The organism is Mesorhizobium sp. M0217 (assembly GCF_040321955.1).
In the GTDB taxonomy this organism is placed as follows: Bacteria; Pseudomonadota; Alphaproteobacteria; order Rhizobiales; family Rhizobiaceae; genus Mesorhizobium.
On record NZ_JAMYSN010000001.1, the window covers coordinates 195046 to 221701 of the forward strand.

Consider the following 26656-nt stretch of genomic DNA (forward strand, 5'->3'; position numbering starts at 1 on the left):
CTAGCCTGCTCATACCGAGGATTGCGCTCTGATTGGGCGCCGCCGACGCAAGTTCATTTCACCCCAAAAATCGCATCGGCCCAAAAAATCGCATCAGACATGTAGGATTGCCGCCGCCTCGTTCGTCCTGAGGTTCGCAAAGGCCAGACCAAGCGCCCAGACCAAACCCAAAGAGGAACAAGACATGACCGACCAGACCCCCATTCAGCCGGCCGCGAAAGTTCTCGGTGGATTGACCCCCTATCTGCAGCTGGACGGCGCCTTCAAGGCCGCCGAATTCTACAAGAAGGCCTTCGGCGCCGAGCAGGTGTTCTTCTATCCGCCCGATGAGCAGGGCCGCACCATGCACATCCATCTCCACATCAACGGCTCGACGCTGATGATTTCCGATTTCTACCCCGAAAACGGCATGCCTGCCGTCAAGCCGCAGGGCTATACCATGCAGCTCCATCTCGGCGCCGACGAGATCGATGGCTGGTGGAAGCGCGCGGTCGATGCCGGCTGCGAAGTCGCAGTGCCGCTGCAGCTGATGTTCTGGGGCGACCAGTGGGGCAACATGCGCGATCCCTTCGGGGTCGAATGGGCGATGAACGCGCCGGCGAAGAAAGACTGACCACCGCTGACAAAGCTCCTCACCGGCTGACGCCGGTAAGGAGCTTTGTGAGATACTCCAAGGAGAACCTGATGTCCTATGTCGATGGTTTCGTGCTCGCCGTGCCGAAGGCAAATATCGATGACTACAAGAAGCTGGCCAACCTCGCAGGCCCGATATGGAAGGAACACGGAGCGCTCGCCTATGTCGAATGTATCGCCGACGACGTGCCCTATGGTGAGTTGACCTCGTTTCCGCGTGCCGTTCAGGCAAAAGACGACGAGATCGTCGTCTTCGCCTGGGCCGTCTATTCATCCAGGCAAAGCCGCGACGCGGTAATGGCCAAGGTTATGGCCGATCCGCGTTTGACGCCCGATTTGGGGCCTATGCCCTTCGATATGAAGCGCATGATCTTCGGCGGCTTCCAGCCCTTCATCGAGCTTTAGCCGCTGCTCAGGCCAGCTTGTCCAGCAGCGGCTTCAATCTGTCGCCATAGCGCTTCCAGAGATCGACCGAGCCCTGATACATCGGCTGGCGCACCTGCGCGGCCGAGGCCGTGCGCACCGGACGGTCGGTCTCGTGGAACGACAGCGCCTTGTCGTCCCAGGACAAGCCGAGATGCCCGATCAGCGCCCGCGTCTGTCCCTCCTGGTCGGCCACGAAATCCTCGTAACGCACGTCATGGACGACGCCCGGCAGAACATCGTGCCAATGCGCCATGATGTCGGTGTAGATGTTATGGAAATCGGCGAGCTCGCCCAGATCATAGCCGTAACGGTGGTTGTCGCCGCGGAAATGCACCTTGTAGATCGAAAGGCAGGTCGCCGCCGCATCGCGCGCGCAATGGATGATCTTGGCTTTCGGCAGCATCATATGGATGAAGCCGATGAGCAGGAAGTTGCCGGGCATCTTGTCGGTGACATGCCTGAAGTTGGGATAGCGCTCATGCAGCATGTCGAGATAGGCTTGGCCCGCCTCCGCAAACTCCGCGTCGGATACATCGACCAGTCCCCAGGGGAAACCTCCCGGCATGGTCAGCGGAAATTGCTTGCCGACCGCGGTTTTCAACATGCTGAGCTCGCCCGCGCCATAGACTTGTGGATGGCTGGCGATGATCTGTTCGACCAGCGTGGTGCCGGAGCGCGGCATGCCGACGACGAAAATCGGCGTGTCGTCGGAGATTGCACTTGGCTTGTGCTTTTCGAAAAAGCCGGCGTTGAACACCGTCTTCATCGCCTCGAATTCGGCCCGCGTCCTGACCGGATCATAATCGATGCCCTTGCGGCGGATCGCATTGCCTTCAGCGAAATAGTCGAAGGCCCTGTTGTAGTCCTTCAAATCGTCATTGGCCTTGCCGAGACCGAAGGACAGCTGCATGCGTGCCAGGCTGTCGGCCGGCGCCTTGGCATGCTGGGCCTCCATGCCGGCGAGTTCGGCGTCGCGCTCCTTCTGGCGCTTGACCTGCGTCAGCATCAGCCAGGCTTTTGCCATGCCTGGCGTGATCGCCAACGCCTGCCGGAACAGGTCGGCCGCCTCATCGAGCTTGCCTTTTTCCATCAGCCCGACGCCGAGCCCGTGCAACAGGTCGGCATCCCTGGGCCGGATCGTCAGCGCCTCGCGAAAGGTCGCCAGCGCCTCGTCCAGACGACCGGCTTCCTGCAACGTTTCGGCAAGCCCGATGCGGGCGCGGACATGGAAGGGATTGCGCCCGATTGTGCCGCGATAGATGTCCTCCGCAGCTTCGAACTGGCCGAGCTGTTTCAACGCCGAACCCAGATTGTCGCGTGCCGCGAGCTGGTCGGGCTTGAGATCTACCGCGCCGCGGAAGAAATCGGCGGCCGCTGCGATGCGGCCGAGATCGCGCATCACCGTGCCGAGATTGTTGAGGAAATCGGGATTCTTCGGCTGCAGATGCACCGACTGCTCGATCAGCTCCAGCCCTTCGGGGCTGCGCCCGGTCTGGTGCAGCAGCAGGCCCAGGAAATGCGCCGCTGCCGGGTGATTGGCCTTGCGCGCCAGCACCTGCCGGTACAGCGTCTCGGCCTCCTGCCGGCGCCCGCCCTGATGCAGCTGCAGCGCCTGCTGCACATATTGGTCGAGGCCCAGCGGCGGCTGTCCGCCAGCTCCAGCACCCGCCGCTCTTCTCTGATCTCTGTTGATGGGAAACCTGCCGTGTTTGTCCGCTTGCCGGACCTAAGGCATGGAAGAGACAGATTCAAGGGTGCCGCCGGATATCCTCTTCGGTCCGGACAAGGTGTTGCTGCGGTTGAACCCAAAGCAGCGCAGCCCGGTCAAATCAACCGGTTGCTTTCGGCGAGCCGGCGCTCCCGCCGCTGCGTGCCGTCGGTGTCGGCAATCTTGCGCCGTGCCGCTTCGTCGCTTCTTATCGTCAGGCGCACTGACATTGCCTTGGGGAAGAGGACGATTGGCTCGATTGCTGCGGCCTGACGATCCGGCGTTTTCATGATTCTCATATATTTTGCCCTTTCGTAAAAATAATCTTAGGCTCTGGACTAATTATTCCGATGCTCCATAAATAAAAGCTGGCTGATATTGTTCCACGATAGCAGATTTATTAGGGATTTATACGAGAAATTTTTTATATCGGTCGAGCCGTGGCGGAAATCAGCTTGAATAATCAGCAATTTCGGATTATTGGTCTGAGATCGTTTTTTGGGCCAAGCTTGGCATATAGCGGCGTCGGAGATACTCGACCCGCCAAACTCATTCCAATCGCCGATGGTTGAGTTCCCTGTTGATGCCGGAAAGCATCGACGAACCAGAGCCAAGCCAATGCCGGATCGCACCACCCGTTCCATCGCCCATTTCGCGGCACCCGTCGTGCTTGGCGGGCTGGAAGGGCAACTGCCAGCCGGCGACTATGACATCGATCACGACGAAGAGCTGATCGAGGGCATGTCGCGGCTTGCCTGGCGTCGCGTCGCCACCTTCATCCACTTGCCGGCAAGGGCGGTGAAGAACCCGGCCACCAGCCAGCTTGTCGCCATCGACTACCTCGAACTCGAAACAGCGCTGAGGCGCGACCAGGAGAACGCAGCATGATCCGCTTCCAGCAGAATGCGCGTCCGCGCACCGATACGCCCTCGCACCTCTTCGCCATCGGCCAGACCGTGCGCATGAAGAGCCGCAGCGGGCTCGCCCAGAAGGCCGCCGAGCTGTTTCAGATCAAGAGCAGATTGCCGGTCAAGGATGGCTCGCCGCAATATCGCATCCGCAGCGAGGAGGAGACCTATGAGCGGGTCACCACGGAAGACAACCTCGAAGTGGCGGACGCCCCGGCTGTCCCCGACAGCCCGGCCGTCTGACACCGCACCCACCCAGCACGTATGAAGGAGCAGACGGATGGCCAAGGGTCAGCAGCGCAGCAATCGCGAAACGCGCAAGCCCAAGAAAGACAAGGTGGTGGCCAAGGCCGCCTCCCCGTTCGGTTCCTCGGTCAAGCAAGCCGAGAGCAGCCTGAAGCCGAAGTCGAAGGGCTGACCAGGCAGGGCGCGCCTGGCGCACCTGCCGGCAATGGACTGACGATCTCGGACTGACGATCTCGCGCAAAACTCTGCAACGGAGGCGTGCTTGACGTTCTTCGTCGAGCCGCTCGCGCGACGTCGACGAAGCCACGCTCGACAAGGTATCGCTGGACGCGCCGAACCTGCGCGCCGCCCTGCAGGGCGCCACCGCGCTGTTCCACAGCCTCGCCATGCCGCAGATCCCCGACCGTCTGCGCATTTGCGACGAGGACGGCGCAGAGCTTTATGCCGGCGCGGCCGACGGGGCGTATTCGGCGTAAGCAACCACTCCGATCCGCGACCTTGCCTTCTCCCTTGGGGGTGAGAAGCGGTCCGCGCAGCAGACGAAAAGCCAATTGTTGGCTTTTCGTTTCGAACGCCCTGAGCCTGCGAAGGACCAAGGGTGGTCCGGTCCACCCGCCCGGTCCCCGCTGCTTCGCAGGGTCCCGGCATTCGCCGCCTTTTATCGTGCCAGTGGGACGGTGAATTCGCCTCCGGCGGACTCACCCGACAGGGGAGAAGGAAAAATCAGCAGGGGCCGTCCTCGACGACGCGGTAGTCGGCGGCACGGGCCTCGCAGGCGTTGGGAAAGGTGCGCAGTTCGCCATGGCGACGGGAGCAGACCGGGGCGTATTCGCGCGTGCAGAATGTCGGCTCTTCGCCGCCACCACCGCCACCACCGCCACCACCGCCACCGCCGTCGCGGCAAGGGCCGTCGCGAACGATGCGGTAACCTTCCCGTTCGGCAAGGCAGGCATTGGCGAAGGTCTGGCGGTCACCGCCGCGCCGCGCGCAGACCGGCTCGTATTGCCTGGTGCAGAATTCCGGTTCCGGCCGTGGCGGGCGCGGACGTGGTCCCGGCCCGTCATCGACGACGACGGTGCAGGCCGCAAGAAGACCCGACAGGAAGAGAATAGTAAAACCCTGGCGCGAGAAGATCGTCGCAAGAAATCTCATGAATATGCCTCCCTCGAGACCCCCGTCCCCGGCGCAAAACGCGCCTGTCGATCCTCGCCATTCCCTTGCCAAATGCAACCCCCGTTTGCGGCGCGGGAGCCATGCGATGCCTGGCCCGCGCATTGGTTTGGCCCTGGACCAGACCGCTGGACCATGCGTGGCCGGGCTCTGGCTGATGAACTCTTAAGAACCCAGGTTGATCGAAGCGCCTTCGTTGGGATGCGTCGATGGACGCGGCCCGCGGCGCTATCTTGCAACTATCACGTTTCCGTGCGATAAATTTTGTGTTCGGGCATTTGCGACCCGGAGAGCGGAACGTTTTGGACGACCTTTCCCCGATACTGTGAATCTCTGACGGCCCCGTTTTCGGCGGGGGGTTTTACCATGCGCAAATGCAGGACTGCCGAAGCAACCACCGGGACTTGCCCACGATGCCAGGCGGCGGGCAAACCATAAGACTGACACGGGTGAAGGAGTTTCCCCAATGGCCCAGACCGGCACCGTTAAATTCTTCAACGCGACCAAAGGCTTCGGCTTCATCACGCCCGACGGCGGCGCCAAGGATGTGTTCGTCCACATTTCCGCGATCGAGGCCTCGGGCCTGCGTACCCTCGTCGACGGCCAGAAGGTCACCTTCGACGTTGAACCCGACCGCATGGGCAAGGGTCCGAAGGCGGTCAACCTCCGCGCGGCCTGAACCGGCGGTGCCCGCGCGCCCGTCAGGGCGCTCGAAAAAGCACCTCAAGCGTGTTTGACCGGCTTTGTCAGCCGCCCAGAGTTTCGAAGGCGCGACGTTTCTGGTCGCGCCTTTTTCATGTCCGCCGTCGCCGCAGGCAAAGGACGCTCTACCGGTCCATGGCGTGGCTGATCGCCGGAGGAATCGTCTGGCGCGAATTGCCTTCGGTGCAACAATCTATTTGACCAGCCTTCAGCGTTGCCGCCCTGGCCAAAACTTTCTCTTGCCGATAGCGCTAAAATAAAGGACAAATTTCCCTTCGGGCATTTGCCGGCCCGAAACTGGACTTTATGGGATCAAAGGGAGCTTCCCATGCCGCAGACCGGCACTGTCAAATTCTTCAATCATGCCAAAGGCTTCGGCTTCATTACGCCCGACGACGGGCAGAAGGATGTCTTCGTTCATATTTCGGCCGTGCAGGCTTCGGGTCTTTCCGGTCTGGAGGATGGACAGAAAGTGACATTCGACACCGAGCCGGACAAGCGCGGCAAGGGTCCGAAGGCCGTCAACCTGTCGGTCGGCTAAGCCGGCTCAAGACAGTCCGGACGGAGATTGACGAGGCGGAGCGCCTTGCGTACGCGCTTGGTTTTGCCGCAAGAACTGGATCGTATCAGCCAATTCCGTTCAGCCCCCGTTCAGCCACGGTCTTCTATTAATCGTCCCCTAGGCTGGACCGCATCCCCGAAAACTATCCGGGCCGGCACGAAGGAGACCAAAATGAATCGCATTTTCAAGACCGCCATCCTGGGCGCCGCTCTGGCCGCGACCACCCTCGCCACCTTGCCTGCCGCCAATGCCAAGGACTGGAACCGCTGGCATCATGGCCATGGTCGTCATCATAATGGCGACGCGCTTGCGGCCGGTGTCGTCGGCCTTGCGGCCGGCGCTCTGATCGCCGGTGCGCTGAGCAACCCGCAGCCGCGCTACAGCAGCTATGACGACGATTACGACTACCGCGAAGTGCGGCCGGCGCCGGTGCGCCGTTACTATGCCGAACCGCGGGTCGTCTATGCCGACCGCTATGCCGAGCCGTGGACCCGCGACTGGTACGAATACTGCTCGGACCGCTACCGGAGCTTCAATGCCCGCACCGGCACGTTCACCGGCAATGACGGTGAGCAGCATTTCTGCGTCGCGAATTGAGCTTCCCTGTCCCACAAAAAGCGCTGACCGCAAGGCCAGCGCTTTTTTTCTTGGCAGAAAGACATCGCTAAGTCAGGAAGGGATTGGTCCGCCTTTCCTCGCCAAAGCGGCCACCCGGGCCGTGGCCGCAGATGAAGCCGATCTCGTCACCGAGCGGCAAAAGCTTGTTCTTAATCGAGGCGATCAGCGCCGCATGGTCGCCGCCCGGCAGGTCGGTGCGCCCGACCGAGCCGCGAAACAGCACGTCGCCGACATGAGCGAACTTCGCCGCGCGATTGTAGTATACGACATGGCCGGGCGCATGGCCGGGGCAGTGCAGCACCTCGAACATATGTGAGCCGAACGAAACCGTCTCGCCCTCTGCGAGAAACCGGTCGGGCACGCAGTTGCGCGCCCCGGCAATGCCGTAGCGCTGGCCCTGGTTCTCGAGATTGTCGAGCAATAGCTTGTCGGCTTCGTGCGGGCCGATGATCTCGATGCCGAGTGCTTCCTTCAGCTCCATGGCGCCGCCGGCGTGATCGATGTGGCCATGGGTGATCCAGATCGCAGCGGCGGTGATCGCATTGTCCTTCAGCACCGCCAGCACCTTGTCGATGTCGCCGCCCGGATCGACGACGACGCCATGCTTGTCATCCATGTCGAACAGGATGGTGCAGTTCTGCTGGAAAGGCGTGACCGGCACGATGCCGGCATTGAGCTGACCCATGATTGTCCTTTCGCTGTTCCAGCGTGATGTAGAGGCGTGGGCGAAGGCCGTCCACTGCTGAAAGGCAAACAGTCCGTCCCAAAACAGAAATGGGCGGCCCAACGGCCGCCCATTTGACGAAGCCTGAGTCTCGGGCAATTCCAGGAAAAGTGTAAAGCGGTCTTCCGTCCGGAATTGCGTAAAACAACAAACTAGATCATTCGCCGTGAAACGGTGAATGATCTAGAGGCTTACTTCTTCATCGCGCCCATGACCGCACCGATGATGCCGGTCAGGATGGCGCCGCCGCCGGCGCCGCCGAGCAGGTTTTTGAGGTTCAGCGTATCACCCAATCCGCCCGCTGCCGTGGCAGCCGCTGCCGGGTCGGCCGTGCCGCCGAGCAGGCTGCCGAGGATCGCCGCGCCGCCGACGCCGCCAACGGCGCCGCCGAGGATTTTGGTCAGCTGGCCCATCGCCGCATTCTTCAGCGCAACGCCGACCGCCTGACCACCGACAACACCTGCAATTACCTGCACAACGAGCGCAATGAGCGTATTCGTATCCATGTACCTAGTCCCTCCATAGCTGCCAGCCTCCCGGGCCGACACCATCATGAGACGCTGAATTATACGAAAGTCAAATGCACAGATGCTGAAATAAAGGGGCCGGCCTCAAAACCGCCCCTGCTTGCGAAAAAAGCTGTGACTTTCGTTATTCTGCGGCTATCGCATGCTTAGGTTGCACCGCAGCAGAATAGTCGTTCATCAAAGTCTTGGCGATCTCGCCGACCTCGAATCGGTAGGGACCGATCTCGGAGACCGGCGTCACTTCCGCTGCCGTTCCGGTGAGGAAGCACTGTTCCAAGCCTTCGAGTTCCTCAGGCATGATGGCGCGCTCGACGACTTCAAGGCCGCGGTCCTTGGCGAGGCCGATGACGGTGCGGCGGGTGATGCCGTCGAGGAAGCAATCGGGCTTCGGCGTGTGGATCTTGCCATCCTTGACGAAGAAGATGTTGGCGCCCGTTGCTTCGGCGACCTGGCCGCGCCAGTCGAGCATCATGGCATCGGCATAGCCCTTGGCCTCGGCGGCATGCTTGGACATGGTGCAGATCATGTAGAGGCCGGCGGCCTTCGACTTCGACGGCGCGGTGCGCGGATCGGGCCGGCGCCATTCCGCCAGATCGAGACGGATGCCCTTGAGCTTCTGCGCCGGGTCGAAATAGCTCGGCCATTGCCAGATGGCGATGGCGCAGTTGATGCGGCTGTTCTGCGCCGACACGCCCATCTGTTCGCTGCCGCGCCAGGCGATCGGCCTGACATAGGCGTCCTGGAAACCCTGCTTCTTCAGAAGCGTGGTCGAGGCGTCATTGAGCTCGGCCACGGAATAGGGAATATTGAAGCCGAGCAGGCGCGCCGATTCATGCAGACGCTCGGTGTGCTCATTGAGCTTGAAGATGGCACCGCCATAGGCGCGCTCGCCCTCGAAGACGGCGCTGGCATAGTGCAGGCCGTGGGTCAGCACGTGGATCTTGGCGTCGGCCCATTTGACGAACTCGCCGTTGATCCAGATGAAGCCGTCCAGTTGGTCGAAGGGAACGGATGCCATGGAAACCTCCCGCGGGCGGCGACCCGCATATCATTGGTGTTGTTCTTGTTGCGCGACAGCCGCGTCGGGCGGCCCTTGAAGCGTAAGCGGAGAATCGAACTCTGGCAAACTCAGGAAGTTCCGGAAAAACCGCACTCCCTTGCCTTTTCGTTCGCATTCAGCCGAAAAGCTTGTCAAAAATTACCATTGCGGGGAAATTACGTCAATAGTACTGACATAATTTCCCTCTATGGACGGAGAAATGATGACGGATCGAAGCCCAGCTGCCGGAAAACCGATCAAGACGCCGATCACCGACGAAGACGGCATCGACTTTGCCATCATCGAACTGTTCTTCTTTGCCTATCGCGATTTCACTTCCGATCCCGACCAGATCCTGGCCGATTACGGCTTTGGCCGCGCCCATCACCGGGTGCTGCATTTCGTCAACCGCCGGCCGGGACTGACGGTCGCTGAACTGCTCGACGTGCTCAAGATCACCAAGCAGAGCCTGGCGCGGGTGCTCAAGCAGCTGATCGACACCGACCATATCGTGCAATTGCAGGGTCCGCGCGACCGCCGCCAGCGGGAGCTCTATCCGACAGCCAAGGGGCGCGCCCTGGCGCTGGCCCTGGCGCGGCCACAGTCACGCCGCATCCGTGCTGCATTGGAAGATTCCGGAGCCAGCGAGCGTCCCTTGATCGAACGATTCCTGGAAGCCATGGTCAATCCGGAACTAAGGGCGCAGATCGACATTGTGCCTGCAAACATGTCAGGGAAAAGCCATGGAGACCATTGAGAGGGTGGACCAGCCGACGGCGCCGGACGATGACGCGCCGCATCTGCTTGTGGTCGACGACGACACCCGCATTCGCAATTTGCTCAAGCAGTATCTGACCGAAAATGGTTTTCGCGTCACAGTCGCCGGAAATGCCGGCGAGGCCAGGCGAAAGCTTGCAGGACTCGACTTCGACCTCCTTGTCCTCGACGTCATGATGCCCGGAGAGACCGGCGTCGACCTCACCAAGGCGCTGCGGGCGGAGAAGAACGTACCGATCCTGATGCTCACCGCGCTATCGGAAACCGACAGCCGCATCACTGGGCTCGAGGCCGGCGCCGACGACTATCTGCCCAAGCCCTTCGACCCGCGCGAACTGATCCTGCGCATCAATAACATTCTGCGCCGCGGCGGCCCGGCGACGACGCCCAAGGTCGAGCAGCTGGTCTTCGGCCCCTACACCTTCCAGATCGCCAGGCGCGAGCTGAAGCGGGGCGGCGAGGCGCTGAAGCTGACCGACCGCGAGCAGGAGATCTTGGCGATCTTTGCCGCGCGGGCCGGCGAAACGATCCCGCGTCACGAGCTTGTCGGCGACGATTCGGAAGTCGGCGAGCGCACCATCGACGTCCAGATCAACCGCCTGCGCCGCAAGATCGAGCGCGATCCGTCCAATCCGGTCTGGCTGCAGACGGTGCGCGGTATTGGGTATCGGCTCAGCGTGGAATAGAATGCCGCTGACGGCCGCCCTTGGCCATAGATGTGTGGCCATCGACCAGCGGCCATTGACCCAGCGGAAGGATAAATGGCGACCACGCAACTGGAACGGCCGGAACAAGGCGGCTTTGGCGCGCGCGTATCACGCGCGCTGAAAGCAATGCCGCGTGCCTGGAAGCGGTTCTGGCGGCTGGTTGCGTTCTATATGCCCAAGCGGCTTTATGCCCGCTCGCTGATCATCGTCATCGCGCCGATGATCCTTCTGCAGTCGGTCGTCGCCTTCGACTTCATGGAACGCCACTGGGCAACCGTGACGCAGCGCCTGTCGCAGGCCACCGTGCGCGACATCGCCGCGATCATCGACATGATCGAGACCTATCCGCATGATGGCGACTACGCCAACATCATCCGCATCGCCCAAGACCGCATGCAGTTGAAGGTCGACCTCTTGCCGCCCGACCCGTTGCCGGCGCCTGGACCCAAGCCCTTCTTCTCGATCCTTGACGACGTCCTTTCCACCGAGATCACCCGCCAGATCAACCGCCCGTTCTGGATCGACACGGTCGGCAATTCCAACATCGTCGAGGTCCGCATCCAGCTCGAGGGCAAGGTGCTGCGCGTCTTCGTGCGCCGCAGCCAGGCCTATGCCTCCAACACCCACATCTTCCTGATCTGGATGGTCGGGACGTCACTGGTGCTGCTGACGATTGCCATCCCCTTCCTTCGCAACCAGATCCGGCCGATCCTGTCTCTGGCCGAGGCCGCCGAAAGCTTCGGCAAGGGCCGGCCGATGCCGCGCGATTTCCGCCCACGCGGCGCCGAGGAGGTTCGACGGGCCGGCTTTGCCTTCATCCAGATGCGCGAGCGCATCGAACGCCAGCTGGAACAGCGCACCGCCATGCTGACCGGCGTCAGCCACGATCTCAGAACCATCCTCACCCGCTTCAAGCTGCAGCTGGCGCTGGCTGGCGGCAAGCCCGAGACCAAGGCCGCGCTCAACCAGGACATCGACGACATGCAGTCGATGCTGGAAGGCTATATCGCCTTTGCCCGCGGCGAAGCGTCGGAAGATGCCGGCCATTTCGATCTCGAGGCCTATTTCCAAAAGCTCGGCGAGGAGGCGTCGCTGCACAAGCGCAAGCTATCGACCGTGCTTGCCGGTGATCCGGACGTGCATGTGCGCCCGCACGCTTTCGCCCGGCTGTTGTCCAATGTCGCCGGCAATGCCTTGCGCTATGCCAAGACGGTGGAGATCAGCGCCGATCACGGCCGCGGCTCACTCGTCGTCACCATCGACGATGACGGTCCGGGCATCCCGCCGGAAAAGCGCGAGGACGTGTTCAAACCGTTCGTGCGGCTCGACGAGGCGCGCAACCTCGACGCCAGCGGCACCGGCCTTGGTCTCTCTATCGCCCGCGATATTGCCCGCAGCCATGGCGGCGACATCATGCTGGAAGACAGCCCGCTCGGCGGCCTGCGGGCGGTGATCAAGGTGCCCGCCTGACCAAAGCATGATCTGGAAGGCGGGCTCGGCCAAAAACCACCTTCATCCGCCCGTCATGAAACCATGGTCAAGAGCGCGCATGAAGCGCGCGACCTCAGTTGATTCGGCTCAGCCGCCTTACTTCGACCTCGTGCATGCCCGGGTGCGGTGGAGCGAAGCGAGGGCAGCCGGCCCGTACCGCTATCGCATCAAGGCAACCGTCGACCCGAGCAAAGGACCGCCATGCGCATCCTGATGGTCACCGACGCCTGGCGGCCGCAAGTCAACGGCGTCGTCCACACGCTGGAGCGGCTCACCGAAACGCTGAAAACCTTCGACGTTGCGGTCGACTTCCTGACCCCGAATATCTTTCGCACCTTGCCGTTGCCGACCTACCCCGACATCAGGCTGGCGCTGACCACGCCCGGTCATGTCGCGCGGCTGATCGAGGCTCGCAAGGCCGACCATATCCATATCGTCACCGAAGGCCCGCTCGGCATCATGGCGCGGCGCTATTGCCGCAATGCTGGCCGTCCCTTTACCACCAGCTATCACACCCGCTTTCCCGAATATCTCAGCGCCCGCCTGCCGGTGCCGGAGAGCTGGGCCTATCGCTGGCTGCGTGATTTCCACAATTCGGGACAAGGCACGCTGGTCGCCACCCAGTCGCTGGCGGAGGACCTTGCGTCGCGAGGCTTCACCAAGCTCAGGCCGTGGACGCGGGGCGTCGACACCGATCACTTCCGCCCGGACAAGAAGAAGGACCTCGGCTTTCCCGGCCCGGTATTCCTGTGCGTCGGCCGCGTCGCCATCGAGAAGAACCTGAGCGCCTTCCTCGATCTCGACCTGCCCGGCAGCAAGGTGATCGTCGGCGAAGGACCGGAACTGGCTAGGCTCAGGGCGAAGTACCCGCAGGCGCACTTCCTCGGCCATCGCCCGAACGATGAGCTGGCCGAGATCTACGCCTCGGCTGATGTTTTCGTTTTCCCCAGCCGCACCGACACGTTCGGCAACGTCATCATCGAGGCGCTGGCCAGCGGCACGCCGGTGGCCGCCTATCCGGTCACCGGACCGATCGACATTGTCGGCGACGGCATCGGCGGCGCGGTGTCGACCGATCTGCGCGAGGCCTCGCTCGCCGCGCTCAATGTCGACCGCGCCGAGGCGCGCGAACGCGCCATGCGCTACAGCTGGAAAGCCTGCGCCGAAATGTTCATGGACACGGTCGAAGAGGCGCTGAGCACAAGGCGCAAGCTGGCCGCCTGACGCAATCTTCCTAAAACAACCTGCCGCCGTCCGGCACCTTGCGCTCGATGGCGCCAAGGACCACGGCGCCTTCCTCATCAGGGAAGCCGAGCGTGAGCACTTCCGACATGAACGGACCGATCTGGCGCGGCGGGAAATTCACCACCGCAAACACCTGCCGTCCCACCAGCGTTTCCGGCGCATAGTATTTCGTGATCTGTGCCGAGGATTTCTTCACGCCGATCTCAGGGCCGAAATCGATCTTCAGCTTGAAGGCGGGTTTGCGCGCCTCGGGGAAAGGCTCGGCCTCGACGATCGTGCCGGCACGGATGTCGACACGATCAAAATCGGCAAAGCTGATCTCGGGCTTGCGCGCGCTGCTCGAACTCATGGAAGCTCAAGCGTTGCCATAGGTCTCGAACAGGACGCCGGCCAGCGCATCCTTGGCCGAGGTTCCCGACCAGACAACGAACTGGAAGGCCTGGAAATAGCACTCGCAGGCTTCAAGCGCCGACGACAAAAGCACCTCGACCTGCTGGCTCGACGGTTCGACCCCGCCGGCGAGCAGCAGCGACTGGCGAAACATGATCGCGCCCTCCTGCTCCCAGAGATCGAAATGGCCAAACAGCATCTGCTCGTTGATCAGCGACAAAAGCCGCATCACTTCCAGCGCGCGGGCTTCCGGCACCTTGATGTCGAAAGCACAGGCCAGATGCAGCGCCTCGAAATCCTCCATCCATGAGAAGGAGACGTGATAGTCGGTCCAGCTGCCGGCAACCGAGATCGAGATTTCGTCATCGCCGGCCCGTTCGAAGGACCAGTCATTGTTATGGGCGACCTGCTCGATGACATCCACCGGATGGATTTCGCGGGAGAATTCGAGTTCGAGAAGTTCCATGGAATGCTTCCTGTGTTCAGGGGAGCGCCACACGCTCCGCGGGGCACACACGACGAACAATCTTGTCTTGAACTCGGACGGCCAGGACTTCACGACACAAAGACCCCGGACCGGACCCCACCGCCCGGCCGCATGACCCTGCTCCGAATCATGCAACAAATTCAGTCTATTGATCGGGAGTCGCGTGAACAGCCTAATTTTTCGCACTGCGTCATCAGCATGTGGAAAGGCGCTGTCACAAAGATTCATGCATCGCCGGTAAACGATTCACGGCAAAGCATTTTTTCGGATTGTGCTTTGTGGAAAAGTTCAAATTTTATTTTTTTGCTTTGGGCTTTGCCGCAGCCACAGGTGCGGCCTGTCCGGTCAATTCGGCAAGCCTGGCCTCGAGCGCATCGATGCGGGCGGCCAGCCTGGTGTTTTCTTCGCGGGCCTTGGCAGCCATGTCGCGGGCAGCCTCGAACTCCTCGCGCTGCACCACATCCATGGTGTTGAGGATGCGCTCGGCCTGCCCCTTGAAGGCAGTCTCCACCTCGCGGCGCACGCCTTGTGCGGCACCCGCGGCATCGGTCATCAGCTTGGCGAATTCATCGAGAATGCGGTTCGGTCCGGTCGACATGGCAAATCCTCGCTTGCTGGAATTGACGTAGTGGCACTGCCTGCGGAATGCAAGAACGTTGAAGCTGGTGCGGCTTCATGTCGGACGCGATTTGGCTCACGGTCCGGCCGACAGATTGCTATTATCGCAAATGGATTCTTGGAACGACGATTGCCGTGACGGACAGTGCGGACTTGGAGAAGCGCTTTGCAGCACTCGATGCAGCACTCGCAAAGGGCATTTCGGATGCCAGTGCGGGCCGGGTCTAGCCTGGCGACGAGGTGCTGGACAGGCTTGAAGCCAAATACAGGGCAATGGCAGAGAGAACCAAGTGAAGTTACTGGTCTTCACAGACCAGCGGCCTAGTTTTCCTCACGACTTGCTCCAGGCAAGAGTCACTCTCATTCAGGATCAACCAATGGCAACGCCCCCGCGCCGACCGACCAATCCGATGGAAGCCGCTGAAGCGGCCTTCAAGCCGGTCAAGAAACCCGCGCCTCCCATTCGCGAACCCTCCGCCGCACCAAACGTTCGCGAGCTTGTCTCGATCAGGATCGATCGCGCCGTGCTCGACCATTTCCAGGAAGATGGCCCCGGCTGGCAAGACAGGATCAACGATGCGCTCAGGCAATTGGTCGCCGGCAAGCCGCAGGGTTGAGCCCATTATCTCTGACGATCAGGCTGTCGTCACCTTGCCTTGACCCCGCCAAAACCCTGCCGCATGGTCCGCGCCCTAACGCGAGCCCTCCCAGGAGATCCTGTTGAACGACTATTTCCCGCTGCCGATGGCGTCGCTGTCCTTCCCCAACATCGACCCGATCCTGGTTCAGATCGGCCCGCTGGCTGTGCACTGGTACGGCATCGGCTATATCGTCGGCATCCTGTTCGCCTGGTGGTACGCCAAGCGGCTCGTCACCAACACAAGGCTGTGGCCTGATGGCGTCTTGCCGATGAAGCCGATCGACCTCGACGATTTCATCGTCTGGGCCGCCGTCGGCGTCGTGCTCGGCGGACGCACCGGCTATGTGCTTTTCTACGATTTAAAGCGCTATATCGACCACCCGCTCGACATCTTCGCCGTCTGGCAGGGCGGCATGTCGTTCCATGGCGGCCTGCTTGGCGTCATCCTCGCCATGACGCTGTTTTCCCTCAAGCGCGGCATCCGCACCTGGACGCTGTTCGACGTGGTGGCAGCCGGCGTGCCGGTCGGGCTCGGCCTCGTCCGCATCGCGAACTTCGTCAATGCCGAACTCTGGGGTCGCGTGACCGACGTGTCGTGGGGCGTCGTCTTCTGCAACGAGCGTCTCCAGCAGACCGTGGCGGGTTGTGTCGCGGGCCTGGAGCCTCGCCATCCGAGCCAGCTCTACGAAGCGCTGCTCGAGGGCGCGGTGCTGTTCCTGGTCCTGCGCTTCCTCACCCATTCGCGGCTGAAGCTGAAGACGCCGCGCTTTGTCGGCGGCGCCTTCATTTGCGGCTACGGCCTGTCACGCATCTTCGTCGAGTTCTTCCGCGAGCCCGACCAGCAGCTCGGCTACCTCCTCGGCGGCTGGCTCACCATGGGCATGGTGCTGTCGCTGCCGATGGTGCTGGCCGGCATCTGGGCGATGGCCACAGCCAAACCGGCGCCGCAACCACAGCCGGCATGACACGGCTGAAGACCCGCATCGTCGACCTGATCGGCGCGCTCGGCCCCCTCCCCGTCAACGAGTACATGGCGCTCTGCCTGTTCGATCCCAGCGACGGCTACTACACCACGCGCGAGCCGTTCGGCGCCGCCGGCGACTTCGTCACCGCACCCGAGATCAGCCAAATGTTCGGCGAACTCGTCGCCGTCTGGCTCTATCAGGCCTGGCTGGCGATCGGCCGACCCCTGCCGGTCACCATCGCGGAGATCGGGCCTGGCCGCGGCACGCTGATGAAGGACATGCTTCGCACCCTGACGCGGCTCGATCCGGCTATCGCCGCCGGAGCATCCTTCGCTCTGGTCGAGACCAGTCCGCGGCTGACTGAAATCCAGAAGCAGACGCTTGCCGAAACTTCGGTTGAGCTCGGCTGGCACGAAACCATCGCCACACTACCGCAGGCGCCGTTGCTGATTGTCGGCAACGAATTGTTCGACGCTGTGCCGATCCGCCAGTTCATCCGCGCCGGCGCCGGCTGGCGCGAACGGGTGATCGGCCTCGATGTCTCAGACGAGTTGAGCTTCTTCGCCGGCGCCGGCTCGGTCGAGGCGACGCTGCTGCCGGAAGACGCCGCCGAGGCGCCACAAGGCTCTATTTTCGAAATAGCACCGGCCCGCGCGGCACTGATGGCGACCATTGCCGAACGCATAGCCGACCACGGCGGCGCCGGGCTGTTCCCCGATTACGGCCATCTCCAGCCCGGTTTCGGCGACACATTGCAGGCCGTGCGCAGGCACGCCCCCGAAGATGTGCTGGCCAATCCCGGCGAAGCCGATCTCACCGCCCATGTCGACTTCGCTGCACTGGCCGCCGTCGTGCGGGCGCATGGCCTCGATGTGGAATTGGCGACGCAGGGCGACTTTCTGCTTGGCACGGGATTGCTTGAGCGAGCTGGCCAGTTGGGCAGCCAGGCAAGCCAAGAGGCACGACAAACCATTGCCGATGCCGTCGAGCGCCTGGCCGGCCCCGACGGCATGGGCACGCTGTTCAAAATCCTGAAAATCCTGCCGCATCAGCCAGTCTGACCCTCAGAGATCGTTACAAGCCGTCCCGCGACGCCGCCTATGGTCGCATGCCTGCTTTTGGCCAATGCAAAGTCGACGCGGCAGCACTGTCGCAATCACTCGGCCGAACTTCGCCTTGACGAAAACGCCGGCGCGGACAACAAACCCATCCATGCTGAATCAGACCAAACCGGATCCTGTTCGCTCGCCGCTGCTGGAAGCGGCCAAGCCGCGAGGTATCCGCCATGGCTATTTCACCCGTATCGGCGGCGTCTCCGGCGGCATCTATCAGGGACTTAACATCGGCACCGGCTCGGATGACGATCAGATGCTGGTCGCCGAGAACCGCCGCCGCGTCGCTGCCTGGATGGGTGTGCCGGCCAGCCATCTCCTGACCGCGCATCAGGTCCACTCGCCCGATGTCGTTATTGCCAGGGAACCCTTTCCCGGCCCGCGGCCCAAGGCCGACGCCATCGTCACCGACCGGCCGGGCATCGCCATCGGCGCCTCGACGGCCGATTGCGGCCCGGTGCTGTTCGCCGATGCGCAAGCGCGCATCATTGGCGCTGCACACGCCGGCTGGAAGGGTGCTTTCACCGGTGTGCTTGAAAACACCATTGCCGCGATGGAAAGCCTCGGCGCCCGCCGTGAGCGCATCATTGCGGTTCTCGGTCCTTCGATCGGCCCCGACAATTACGAGGTCGGGCCGGAATTCGTCGCCCGTTTCGTCGAAGCCGATGCCGAAAACATCCGCTATTTCGCGCCTTCGGCCAATCCGGCGCATGCAATGTTCGATCTCAACCTCTATACGGTCGACCGGCTGAAGAAGGCTGGCGTGACCGCGCAGGGGCTTGGCCGCTGCACCTATGCCGAGGAGAATCTCTTCTTTTCCTACCGGCGCGCGACGCATCGCAAGGAGCCGGACTACGGTCGGCAGGTTTCGGCAATTGTCTTGGAGAACGGATAATGGCGCTGCATTTCGAACGGTCGGAATTTGACGCCCGGCGTGACCGGTTGATGATCGAGATGACGGAAAAGAAGCTCGATGCTGTACTGCTTTTCGCCCAGGAGAGCATGTACTGGCTAACCGGCTACGACACGTTCGGCTTCTGTTTCTTCCAGTGCCTGGTTGTGAAGGCTGACGGCTCGATGGTGCTGCTCACCCGCTCGGCCGATTTGCGCCAGGCGCGCCACACATCGATGATCGACAACATCGTGCTGTGGACCGACCGCGACGGCGCCAACCCGGCGGTCGACCTGCGCAACCTGCTCAACGACCTCAATCTCCTCGGCGCCCGCATCGGCGTCGAATACGACACCCATGGCCTGACCGCCTTCAATGGCCGCCGCGTCGACGAGCAGCTGCAGACCTTCGGCCAGATCGCCGACGCCTCCGGTATTGTCGGCCGTCTGCGCCTGTTCAAGAGCCCGGCTGAAATCGCCAAGGCCGAAAAGGCCGCCAACCTTTCCGACGACGCGCTCGACGCGGCCCTGCCGCTGATCAAGCAGGGCGGCGACGAAGCGCTGATCCTTGCCGCAATGCAGGGCGCGGTGTTTGCCGGCGGCGGCGACTATCCGGCCAATGAATTCATCATCGGCTCGGGCATCGACGCGCTGCTCTGCCGCTACAAGGCCGGGCGCCGCAAGCTGACCAAGAACGATCAGCTGACGCTCGAATGGGCCGGCGTGTTCCATCACTATCACGCGCCGATGATGCGCACCGTGCTGACCGGCAAGGCGTCGAAGCGCCATCAGGAGCTGTTCGACGCCGCCCGCGCGGCTCTTCTGGCGGTCGAGAAGGCGATGACGCCCGGCAACACCTTCGGCGACGTCTTCGACGCGCATGCCCGCACGCTGGAGGCGCACAGCCTGACCAAGCATCGGTTGAACGCCTGCGGCTATTCCGTCGGCGCCCGCTTCACCCCGTCCTGGATGGATATGCCGATGTTCTACCAGGGCAATCCCGAGCCGATCGCGCCCAACATGACATTGTTCGCGCACATGATCATCATGGACTCCGAAACCGAGACGGCGATGACGCTTGGCCGCTCCTACCTGACCACCGAATCCCAGCCGAAGCCGCTTTCACGCCATGATCTCGACTTGATCGTACAGTGAATCCATAATGGTTGGTCCACGCGGGGGCGTTCGCGACTAAGGAGTTTTCGGGCAGATGAGACGATCGCATGTGACGACCGTGTCATTGCTCGCAGCGCTTGTGCTGGCCGCTTGCACCAATGCCAAGGACGTCCTTGAGCCGTCCGCCATCACGCCGCCGGCAGCCTCGGCCCAACCGGCTCAGCCCTTGGCTGCCCCGGGCATCGCGCCCGCCGCCACACCAGCGCCGGTCGTCGGCGCCACGACACCCGCCAACCCCGCGCAGAGCGCCGCCGCTTTGTCGAAGACCCGGCTGCAGATCGCGCCGATCGTCGGCGCCTCCGTGGAAGCGGCAACGCCGCTGACGGCCGAACTGCAGACACGCGCCAGGCAGCGCGGCATCACCCTTGCCGGCAGCGCCGACCAGGCCGCCACCCATGTGCTGAAGGGCTACTTCTCGACCATGACGGAAGGCAAGGATACCACCGTTATCTATGTCTGGGACGTCTATGACCCCGCTGGCAACCGGCTACACCGCATCAATGGCCAGCAGAAGGCGCCCTCGGTCAATGCCGCCGAAGGCTGGCCCGCGGTTGCACCCGCTACCATGCAGGCGATCGCCGACCAGACGATCGACCAGTTCGCGGCCTGGCTCGGCGGCAGCGCCGGCTGATCCGCCTGTTACCGGCTTCCGTTCACTGTTGACGTTTTTGAGATTAGCCGGCGGATTCCCGTCAACGAGGCTTGCAATACCGGCACGGCTCGCTACAAGCCCGATTAAGAGGACCTCCCCATCCTTCGCCAGGAACGGTGCATGAAGCTTTTCGCGGGCAATTCCAACCGGGTGCTGGCCGAAGCGGTCGCCCGCTATCTCAATGTCCCGCTGGGCAAGGCCAGCGTCAGACGCTTCGCCGATCAGGAAATCTTCGTCGAAATCCAGGAAAACGTGCGCGGCGAGGATGTCTTCATCCTGCAGTCGACCTCGTTCCCGACCAACGATCATCTGATGGAACTGCTCATCATGATCGATGCCTTCATGCGCTCCTCGGCCAAGCGCATCACCGCGGTCATCCCCTATTTCGGTTACGCCAGGCAGGATCGCCGGGCCTCGGGCCGCACACCGATCTCGGCCAAGCTGGTCGCCAACATGATCACCCGCGCTGGCGTCGACCGCGTTTTGACGCTCGACCTCCATGCCGGCCAGATCCAGGGTTTTTTCGACATTCCGACCGACAATCTGTTCTCGGTGCCGGTGATGGCCCGTGACGTGAAGGCAAAATACAAACAGCTTGCCAATGTCGTCGTCGTCTCGCCCGATATTGGCGGCGTGGTGCGCGCCCGCGCGCTCGCCAAACGCTTCGACGCACAACTGGCCATCGTCGACAAGCGCCGCGAACGTCCCGGTGAATCCGAAGTGATGAACATCATCGGCGCGGTCGCCGGCAAGGATTGCCTGCTGATCGACGACATCGTCGATTCCGGCGGCACGCTGTGCAACGCCGCCGATGCGCTGCTCGCCAACGGCGCTACCAGCGTCACCGCCTATATCACCCACGGCGTGCTGTCGGGCGGTGCGGTCGCCCGGATCAGCGGCTCGAAGCTGCAGGAACTGGTGATCACCGATTCCATCCAGCCGACGCAAGGCGTGCTCGACGCCCCGAATATCCGCGTCATCTCCATCGCCGACCTGATGGGCGAGGCGATTTCGCGCACAGCGACCGAAGAGTCCGTGTCGAGCCTGTTCGATTAATCCATGTTGCCCAAAAGCGTGCCCACGGGCCTGGCTCGGGGGTAATCTCGTTTTTGGAATCTGCCCCAAACCGTCGTGAAAGGAGCCAGCTGATGCGCAATCGAATCAAGGCTGCAGGCATCGCAGGAATGCTTCTCGCAATCGGCATCGCCAGCGCGGCCTATGCGCCGACAATCGCTCCGGTTTCGACCGCGCAGGCGCAAACGGAATATCTTCCCACCGAAAAGGATTTCATCGGCAAATGGAGCATCGCAGGGTCCGCAATCCGGCCACCGCGTGATCTGCAAGAGCCGGCGAAGCCCGACCAGGAAGCGGCTGCGACCGAATTTCAGCAGACTGTGACCGCCTTTTATGGCGCCTTCGACTATCTGGAGATCACGGCGGACGGCCGCTACAATTTTCACCAACCGGGTGACCCGGCATCGGGGCCTTGCGTCTGGTGCGGGACATGGTCGTTCAAGAACGATTCCCTGTGGCTCGAACTGGACACGGCGCCCAGGCTCGACATCTACGCCGAGGGCGGCGACATGCAGATGACCTACACGGCCGAGCCTGAAGAGACGTCACGATACAAATGGCTTGTTTTCAGCTGGACCAAGGCTGATTGAACTGAGGGGTGAGGCGTTCTCGCGCACGCCAACCGAAGCATCGGTGTCAAGCCCGATCTCCTGAGGCGGGCAGTCAGTCCATGGTTGCATTGTGCGAGGAGTTCACCATGGCCATACTGCCCCTCCAATCAACGGAGGAGTAGCAGATGCGGCGTAGGACTTTGCTCGGGCTCGCGGTTTCCATCGCAGCCACCCTTTCAGCACCGGCGGCCTGGGCCGCCGATTTTCCGGACCGGACCATCACCATGGTTGTCCCCTTTTCCGCCGGTGGCTCGACGGATCTGGTCGCGCGCCTGGTCGCCAACAAGATGTCCGAAAAGCTGGGCCAGCAGATTGTCGTCGAAAATGTCGGCGGCGCCGGGGGCAGCATCGGCGCTGCCCAGGTCGCCCGAGCCGAACCGGACGGCTACACGATCCTGATGGGCACGGTCGCAACCCACGCGCTCAACCCGCTGATCCTGAAGACAAAGCCCTACGACGCGGAGAAGGATTTTGCGCCGATATCGTTGCTCGTGCTGGTGCCAAACGTCCTGGTCGTAAACCCTGAATTCCCCGCCAAGGACGTCAAGGAACTGATCGAGATGCTGAAGAAGGACCCGGACAAATATGCCTACGCCTCATCAGGCAATGGCACCCCGCTGCATCTCTCCGGCGAGCTTTTCAAGACGATGGCCGGCGTCAGTATGCAGCACATTCCCTACAAGGGCGCCGGACCGGCCTTGAACGACGTTATCGGCAATCAGGTGCCGATGATGTTCGACAACCTCCCCTCTTCATCGGGCCATATCAAGAGCGGGACGCTGAGAGCGCTTGGCGTCACCACCAAGGAGCGCGTTCCCTCCTTCCCCGACATACCGGCCATTGCCGAAACCATTCCCGGCTATGAAACCTACAGCTGGAACGCTCTGTTCGCGCCCGCAGGCACGCCGCCGGAGGTCGTCGCCGTTCTTCAGAAGGCGGCAGTTGAAGCCCTGAAAGACCCTGATGTGATCGCCCGCATGGCCCAGTTCAGCGCCTCGATCGTGGCCTCCACCCCGGAAGAGCTTGGAGTGCATGTGAAGGCCGAACTCGCCAAATGGGAACCGATCGTCAAGGCCAGCGGCGTTCAGCTGGACTAGGGCCTACGGCAAAGTACTGCGGGCTTTTCCTGGCGCTACGGCGCCGGGGCCTCAAGTCGAGGCTGAGCCCGCCGCATGCCTTCGTCGCGGGCGCCGCGCATATAGCCGCGCGGCGAGGCGCCGAGCATGCGCTTGAACATGGTTATGAATGCCGGCACGCTGTCATAACCGAGGTCGAGCGCCACCCTGGTGATCGGCTCGCCATCGGCGAGCCTGGGAAGTGCCGCAAACAGGCAGGCCTGCTGGCGCCAAGTCGACAAGGACAGTCCGGTCTGGCGCTGGAAGGCGCGGGTGAAGGAGCGCCGGCTCATCCCCGCGGCATCGGCCCACTCGTCGATCGTGGCATGCGGCGACGGTGCCGCCACGAAGCGTCGGCAGAGCGCCGCCAGCCTGGGATCAGACGGGAACGGCAGGCCGAGCGGCCGTTCCGGCAAGGTCGGGATCTCGTGCAGCAAGAGGTTCATGATCAACCCGCCGCGGCCTTCCAGTTCGCCACCTTGCGGCAGCTTTTCCGATTCTACGATCAGGCTGTGCATCAGCTCGGTGACGCCGACGACACGCAAGCCTTCCGGCAGGCCGTGGATAGCGCCCGGCATGACATAGACCGAGCGCATCGAGACGTCGCCCAGCATTTCGACAGAATGCTCGGTGCCGGCCGGTATCCACATTGCGTGGTCGGGCGGCACCATCCAGCGCCCGTACCTGGTCGTCACCAGCACGACACCGACCAGCGCATGCAGCAGCTGGCTGCGGCTGTGGCGGTGTTGCGGCACGAGGTAACCGTCCGGATATTCGGTCGGCAAAGCCACCGCCGGCCCGGAAACCTCCTCCAGCCACTGCCAGCGGCTTTCGTGCAATCGGCCGAGATCGGCATTGCCGGCGCGGAAGATGTCCCTGCCATGTGGCATCGGCTATGGCCCACTTGCGAAACTATTGGACCAAACCACGAAAGAAGTCGCCTCGCAAGCGGCTTATAAGGCAGCCATCCCCAAGGCGCTCCGCAGGGGCGTCGCCCAAGCGCTTCAGACGAGCGTCCTTAAGGCGGTCCGCGGGAGCGGCCGCCAAGCCTGCCCGCGGGCAAACACCCGCCAAAAAGACCTCGGAGCCTGCCTTGACCGATACGACAGCCACCAGCATTGCACCGCAGCCAAGCGCCAGCCTCCCTTCAGCCCAGGCGACCGCCTTCACCGTCATTCTGGCGGTGAGCTTTTGCCACGGCATCAACGACATCATGCAATCGCTGCTGCCGGCGATCTATCCGCTGCTGAAAGAGAATTACGGTCTCGATTTCTGGCAGATCGGTCTTCTGACCTTCACCTTCCAGGTCACGGCGTCGCTGCTGCAGCCGGTCATCGGCATGATCACCGACAAGCGGCCAATGCCCTATTCGCTGCCCTACGGCATGGCGTCCTCGCTGATTGGCCTGATCGTTCTGGCCTATGCCGGCCACTATGCGCTGCTTCTGGTCGGCGCCTCGCTGATCGGAATCGGCTCGGCGATCTTCCATCCGGAATCCTCGCGCATTGCCCGCTTTGCCTCCGGCGGCCGCTTTGGCCTGGCGCAATCTTTGTTCCAGGTCGGCGGCAATTTCGGCCAGTCGATGGGGCCGCTGCTCGCTGCCTTCATCGTTGTGCCCTTCGGCCAGACCAGCATTTCATGGTTCGCCGTCGGGTCTCTGATCGGCATCATCGTTTTGTCGCGGGTCGGCGGCTGGTACAGCCGGATGCGCGCCGCGCAGGGCAATCGCAAGGCGGCAAGCTTCGTCTCCCCCTTCCCGCGCAAGAAGGTGATGGGAGCGCTGGCGGTGCTGACGCTGCTGGTGCTGACCAAGAACGCCTACATCGCCTCGCTCTCCAGCTACTACACCTTTTATTCCATCCATAAGTTCGGCGTGTCGGTGCAGATGAGCCAGGTCATGCTGTTCCTGTTCCTCGGCGCCTCGGCGCTGGGCATCCTGCTCGGCGGACCGTTCGGCGACCGCTACGGCCAGAAGGCGATGATCTGGTTCTCGATCGTCGGCGTGCTGCCGTTCACGCTGGCGCTGCCCTACGCCAATTTCGAATGGACGATGGTGCTGACGGTGCTGATCGGCCTGATCCTGTCCTCGGCCTTCTCCAACATCGTCGTGTTTGCGCAGGAGTTGGTGCCGGGACGTGTCGGCACCATCGCCGGGATCTTCTTCGGCTTCGCCTTCGGCATGGGCGGCATTGCAGCCGCCGTGCTCGGCGTCGTCGCCGACATGAAGGGCATCGATTTCGTCTTCCAGATCTGCTCGTATCTGCCGCTGCTCGGCCTGCTGACGGTGTTCCTGCCCAACATGAAGGAAGCCAGGAAGGCGCAAGCGGCGGCCAGATAAAACCGGTCGATTTTGCGGATTTGACGCAGGGCGCGGCATTGCTGCGCCCTCTGTGATTCTTTCACCATGCGCTGGTTGAAAAGCCTGCTAGAGATAGTCATCAACGAAGGCTTGGGGCCTTCGACGTCTCTGGGGGATGACATGCGCAAGATCGTATTGGCCGTATTGGGTGTGCTTCTTGTTACCTTGCCGGCGACGGCACGCATCGTTCCCTTTCCGCCGGGTTTCAAGACGCAGTCCGTCGAAACCAACGGCACCAAACTCTATGTGCGCGTTGGCGGCAAGGGTCCCGCCGTCGTGCTGCTGCACGGCTTTGCCGATACCGGAGACATGTGGGGCGCCGCGGCCATCGCCCTCGCAAAGGACCACACCGTCATCGTGCCGGACCTGCGCGGCATGGGTCTGTCGGCCCACCCGGAAGCGGGCTACGCCAAGAAGAACCAGGCCGTCGACATCGCCGGCGTGTTGGATGCCCTGAAGATCGACAAGGCAGATCTCGTCACCCACGACATCGGCAACATGGTCGGCTATGCGCTCGCCGCTCAGTATCCCAAGCGCATCACCAAATGGGTTATCATCGACGCGCCGCTGCCCGGCATAGGCGACTGGGAAAAGATCAAGCAAAGCCCGCTGCTTTGGCACTTCAACTTCCGCGGCCCTGATATGGAGCGGCTGGTCGCGGGGCGCGAGCGCATCTATCTCGACCGCTTCTACAACGAGTTGTCGGCTGACCCCAAGAAGATCGACGAGGCGACGCGCAGGCACTACGCCAAACTCTATGCCCGCCCGCATGCGATGCATGACGCCTTCGAGCAGTTCAAGGCGTTTGACCAGGACGCGATCGACAACCAGGCGATGCTTGCCGCCGGCGGCAAACTGACCATGCCGGTACTGGCTGTCGGCGGTGAAAAATCCGCTGGCACTACGCAGGCCGATCTCCTGCGGCTTGTTGCGACCGATGTCACGGGCGGCATCGTGCCCGCTTCCGGACACTGGATCATGGAGGAAAACCCCGACGACACCGTCAAACTGATCACTGGTTTTCTCGATAAATAGGCACTGTCCCGCTGACATTTCGACGAAAGCAAATGCACCCGCCCGGCG

At 62.4% G+C, this 26656-nt stretch carries 34 protein-coding genes; 24 read left to right on the forward strand and 10 right to left on the reverse strand.

Annotated elements, in window-relative coordinates; translation table 11 throughout:
- The first annotated feature begins 184 nt into the window (after positions 1-184).
- Both NKJ18_RS00925 and NKJ18_RS00930 read left to right on the forward strand, forming a co-directional pair.
- Positions 185-613: a VOC family protein gene (locus NKJ18_RS00925; protein ID WP_023705894.1), complete on the forward strand. Its 429-nt coding sequence runs from the start codon at positions 185-187 to the stop codon at positions 611-613.
- A gap of 71 nt (positions 614-684) precedes the next feature.
- The gene (locus tag NKJ18_RS00930) at positions 685-1038 is read left to right on the forward strand and encodes a DUF1428 domain-containing protein (RefSeq protein ID WP_023683729.1); all 354 of its coding nucleotides are present in this window, start codon (positions 685-687) and stop codon (positions 1036-1038) included.
- A gap of 7 nt (positions 1039-1045) precedes the next feature.
- On the opposite strand, the gene NKJ18_RS00935 is transcribed toward NKJ18_RS00930, so the two are convergent.
- The gene (locus tag NKJ18_RS00935) at positions 1046-2680 is read right to left on the reverse strand and encodes a tetratricopeptide repeat-containing sulfotransferase family protein (protein ID WP_352757681.1); all 1635 of its coding nucleotides are present in this window, start codon (positions 2678-2680) and stop codon (positions 1046-1048) included.
- A 203-nt stretch (positions 2681-2883) separates the two neighbouring features.
- The gene (locus NKJ18_RS00940; RefSeq protein WP_352757683.1) at positions 2884-3057 is read right to left on the reverse strand and encodes a hypothetical protein; all 174 of its coding nucleotides are present in this window, start codon (positions 3055-3057) and stop codon (positions 2884-2886) included.
- Between the two features lie 328 nt (positions 3058-3385).
- On the opposite strand from NKJ18_RS00940, the gene NKJ18_RS00945 reads away from it, so the two are divergent.
- From NKJ18_RS00945 to NKJ18_RS00955, 3 genes are read left to right on the forward strand one after another with little or no spacing between them, the layout of a single operon-like run.
- Positions 3386-3655: a hypothetical protein gene (locus NKJ18_RS00945; protein ID WP_352757685.1), complete on the forward strand. Its 270-nt coding sequence runs from the start codon at positions 3386-3388 to the stop codon at positions 3653-3655.
- Positions 3652-3918 (forward strand): hypothetical protein, encoded by a 267-nt coding sequence (locus NKJ18_RS00950; RefSeq protein WP_023751237.1) that lies wholly within the window; start codon positions 3652-3654, stop codon positions 3916-3918. The genes NKJ18_RS00945 and NKJ18_RS00950 overlap by 4 nt, the downstream gene beginning before the upstream one ends.
- Positions 3919-3955: 37 nt before the next feature.
- Positions 3956-4093 (forward strand): hypothetical protein, encoded by a 138-nt coding sequence (locus tag NKJ18_RS00955; RefSeq protein ID WP_023683725.1) that lies wholly within the window; start codon positions 3956-3958, stop codon positions 4091-4093.
- A 551-nt stretch (positions 4094-4644) separates the two neighbouring features.
- Here NKJ18_RS00955 and NKJ18_RS00960 read toward each other — a convergent pair.
- Positions 4645-5073 carry a Kazal-type serine protease inhibitor domain-containing protein gene (locus tag NKJ18_RS00960; protein ID WP_352757687.1) on the reverse strand — a complete coding sequence of 143 codons (429 nt, stop codon included), beginning with the start codon at positions 5071-5073 and terminating at the stop codon, positions 4645-4647.
- Positions 5074-5557: 484 nt separating this feature from the next.
- Here NKJ18_RS00960 and NKJ18_RS00965 point away from each other — a divergent pair, with 484 nt between their 5' ends.
- From NKJ18_RS00965 to NKJ18_RS00975, 3 genes are all read left to right on the forward strand, one after another.
- Entirely contained in the window at positions 5558-5770 is a 213-nt protein-coding gene (locus NKJ18_RS00965) for a cold-shock protein (RefSeq protein ID WP_006202520.1), read from the forward strand.
- A 351-nt stretch (positions 5771-6121) separates the two neighbouring features.
- Positions 6122-6334: a cold-shock protein gene (locus NKJ18_RS00970; RefSeq protein WP_023672019.1), complete on the forward strand. Its 213-nt coding sequence runs from the start codon at positions 6122-6124 to the stop codon at positions 6332-6334.
- Between the two features lie 192 nt (positions 6335-6526).
- On the forward strand, positions 6527-6952 hold the full coding sequence (locus NKJ18_RS00975) for a BA14K family protein (RefSeq protein WP_352757689.1): 426 nt from the start codon (positions 6527-6529) through the stop codon (positions 6950-6952).
- Between the two features lie 67 nt (positions 6953-7019).
- On the opposite strand, the gene NKJ18_RS00980 is transcribed toward NKJ18_RS00975, so the two are convergent.
- From NKJ18_RS00980 to NKJ18_RS00990, 3 genes are all read right to left on the reverse strand, one after another.
- The gene (locus NKJ18_RS00980; RefSeq protein WP_023695789.1) at positions 7020-7658 is read right to left on the reverse strand and encodes an MBL fold metallo-hydrolase; all 639 of its coding nucleotides are present in this window, start codon (positions 7656-7658) and stop codon (positions 7020-7022) included.
- Positions 7659-7888: 230 nt separating this feature from the next.
- Positions 7889-8203, reverse strand: coding sequence for a hypothetical protein (locus tag NKJ18_RS00985; protein WP_023672022.1), 315 nt, complete (start codon positions 8201-8203; stop codon positions 7889-7891).
- A 145-nt stretch (positions 8204-8348) separates the two neighbouring features.
- The gene (locus NKJ18_RS00990; RefSeq protein WP_023695790.1) at positions 8349-9242 is read right to left on the reverse strand and encodes a branched-chain amino acid aminotransferase; all 894 of its coding nucleotides are present in this window, start codon (positions 9240-9242) and stop codon (positions 8349-8351) included.
- A 244-nt stretch (positions 9243-9486) separates the two neighbouring features.
- Here NKJ18_RS00990 and NKJ18_RS00995 point away from each other — a divergent pair, with 244 nt between their 5' ends.
- The 4 genes from NKJ18_RS00995 to NKJ18_RS01010 all read left to right on the forward strand — a co-directional run bounded on the left by NKJ18_RS00995 (position 9487) and on the right by NKJ18_RS01010 (position 13462).
- Positions 9487-10020 (forward strand): MarR family winged helix-turn-helix transcriptional regulator, encoded by a 534-nt coding sequence (locus tag NKJ18_RS00995; RefSeq protein ID WP_023683723.1) that lies wholly within the window; start codon positions 9487-9489, stop codon positions 10018-10020.
- Positions 10007-10726 (forward strand): response regulator, encoded by a 720-nt coding sequence (locus NKJ18_RS01000; protein WP_023672025.1) that lies wholly within the window; start codon positions 10007-10009, stop codon positions 10724-10726. The genes NKJ18_RS00995 and NKJ18_RS01000 overlap by 14 nt, the downstream gene beginning before the upstream one ends.
- A 75-nt stretch (positions 10727-10801) precedes the next feature.
- On the forward strand, positions 10802-12217 hold the full coding sequence (locus NKJ18_RS01005) for an ATP-binding protein (RefSeq protein ID WP_023672026.1): 1416 nt from the start codon (positions 10802-10804) through the stop codon (positions 12215-12217).
- Positions 12218-12439: 222 nt separating this feature from the next.
- On the forward strand, positions 12440-13462 hold the full coding sequence (locus NKJ18_RS01010) for a glycosyltransferase family 4 protein (RefSeq protein WP_023683722.1): 1023 nt from the start codon (positions 12440-12442) through the stop codon (positions 13460-13462).
- Positions 13463-13472: 10 nt separating this feature from the next.
- On the opposite strand, the gene NKJ18_RS01015 is transcribed toward NKJ18_RS01010, so the two are convergent.
- The 3 genes from NKJ18_RS01015 to NKJ18_RS01025 form a co-directional block, all read right to left on the reverse strand.
- Entirely contained in the window at positions 13473-13832 is a 360-nt protein-coding gene (locus tag NKJ18_RS01015; RefSeq protein ID WP_023672028.1) for a tRNA-binding protein, read from the reverse strand.
- A gap of 6 nt (positions 13833-13838) precedes the next feature.
- Positions 13839-14339 (reverse strand): type III secretion system chaperone family protein, encoded by a 501-nt coding sequence (locus NKJ18_RS01020; RefSeq protein ID WP_006202532.1) that lies wholly within the window; start codon positions 14337-14339, stop codon positions 13839-13841.
- Between the two features lie 316 nt (positions 14340-14655).
- Positions 14656-14958: an accessory factor UbiK family protein gene (locus tag NKJ18_RS01025; RefSeq protein ID WP_023672029.1), complete on the reverse strand. Its 303-nt coding sequence runs from the start codon at positions 14956-14958 to the stop codon at positions 14656-14658.
- Between the two features lie 77 nt (positions 14959-15035).
- Between NKJ18_RS01025 and NKJ18_RS01030 the strand changes: the two genes are divergently transcribed.
- From NKJ18_RS01030 to NKJ18_RS01075, 10 genes are all read left to right on the forward strand, one after another.
- A complete protein-coding gene (locus NKJ18_RS01030) occupies positions 15036-15206 on the forward strand; it encodes a hypothetical protein (protein ID WP_352757691.1) in 171 nt (56 codons plus the stop codon).
- A gap of 149 nt (positions 15207-15355) precedes the next feature.
- Positions 15356-15595, forward strand: a complete 240-nt coding sequence (locus NKJ18_RS01035) for a BrnA antitoxin family protein (RefSeq protein ID WP_023683720.1) — start codon at positions 15356-15358, stop codon at positions 15593-15595.
- A 103-nt stretch (positions 15596-15698) separates the two neighbouring features.
- A complete protein-coding gene (gene lgt, locus NKJ18_RS01040) occupies positions 15699-16583 on the forward strand; it encodes a prolipoprotein diacylglyceryl transferase (RefSeq protein ID WP_023672032.1) in 885 nt (294 codons plus the stop codon).
- Entirely contained in the window at positions 16580-17644 is a 1065-nt protein-coding gene (locus NKJ18_RS01045) for a class I SAM-dependent methyltransferase (RefSeq protein WP_023683719.1), read from the forward strand. The genes lgt and NKJ18_RS01045 overlap by 4 nt, the downstream gene beginning before the upstream one ends.
- A gap of 151 nt (positions 17645-17795) precedes the next feature.
- Positions 17796-18590 carry a peptidoglycan editing factor PgeF gene (gene pgeF / locus NKJ18_RS01050; protein WP_352757693.1) on the forward strand — a complete coding sequence of 265 codons (795 nt, stop codon included), beginning with the start codon at positions 17796-17798 and terminating at the stop codon, positions 18588-18590.
- Positions 18590-19741 (forward strand): M24 family metallopeptidase, encoded by a 1152-nt coding sequence (locus NKJ18_RS01055; protein ID WP_352757695.1) that lies wholly within the window; start codon positions 18590-18592, stop codon positions 19739-19741. The genes pgeF and NKJ18_RS01055 overlap by 1 nt, the downstream gene beginning before the upstream one ends.
- A 55-nt stretch (positions 19742-19796) precedes the next feature.
- Positions 19797-20393: a hypothetical protein gene (locus NKJ18_RS01060; protein ID WP_352757696.1), complete on the forward strand. Its 597-nt coding sequence runs from the start codon at positions 19797-19799 to the stop codon at positions 20391-20393.
- Positions 20394-20534: 141 nt separating this feature from the next.
- Positions 20535-21470 carry a ribose-phosphate pyrophosphokinase gene (locus NKJ18_RS01065; protein ID WP_023686119.1) on the forward strand — a complete coding sequence of 312 codons (936 nt, stop codon included), beginning with the start codon at positions 20535-20537 and terminating at the stop codon, positions 21468-21470.
- Between the two features lie 92 nt (positions 21471-21562).
- The gene (locus NKJ18_RS01070) at positions 21563-22078 is read left to right on the forward strand and encodes a hypothetical protein (protein ID WP_352545763.1); all 516 of its coding nucleotides are present in this window, start codon (positions 21563-21565) and stop codon (positions 22076-22078) included.
- Positions 22079-22224: 146 nt separating this feature from the next.
- Positions 22225-23196: a Bug family tripartite tricarboxylate transporter substrate binding protein gene (locus tag NKJ18_RS01075; protein WP_023683714.1), complete on the forward strand. Its 972-nt coding sequence runs from the start codon at positions 22225-22227 to the stop codon at positions 23194-23196.
- Positions 23197-23231: 35 nt separating this feature from the next.
- Here NKJ18_RS01075 and NKJ18_RS01080 read toward each other — a convergent pair whose 3' ends face one another.
- On the reverse strand, positions 23232-24104 hold the full coding sequence (locus tag NKJ18_RS01080) for an AraC family transcriptional regulator (RefSeq protein WP_352757698.1): 873 nt from the start codon (positions 24102-24104) through the stop codon (positions 23232-23234).
- 203 nt (positions 24105-24307) lie between these two features.
- Between NKJ18_RS01080 and NKJ18_RS01085 the strand changes: the two genes are divergently transcribed.
- Positions 24308-25552 carry an MFS transporter gene (locus tag NKJ18_RS01085; protein ID WP_023670046.1) on the forward strand — a complete coding sequence of 415 codons (1245 nt, stop codon included), beginning with the start codon at positions 24308-24310 and terminating at the stop codon, positions 25550-25552.
- A gap of 141 nt (positions 25553-25693) precedes the next feature.
- Positions 25694-26608 carry an alpha/beta fold hydrolase gene (locus tag NKJ18_RS01090; protein WP_023817450.1) on the forward strand — a complete coding sequence of 305 codons (915 nt, stop codon included), beginning with the start codon at positions 25694-25696 and terminating at the stop codon, positions 26606-26608.
- The last annotated feature ends 48 nt before the right edge of the window (positions 26609-26656 follow it).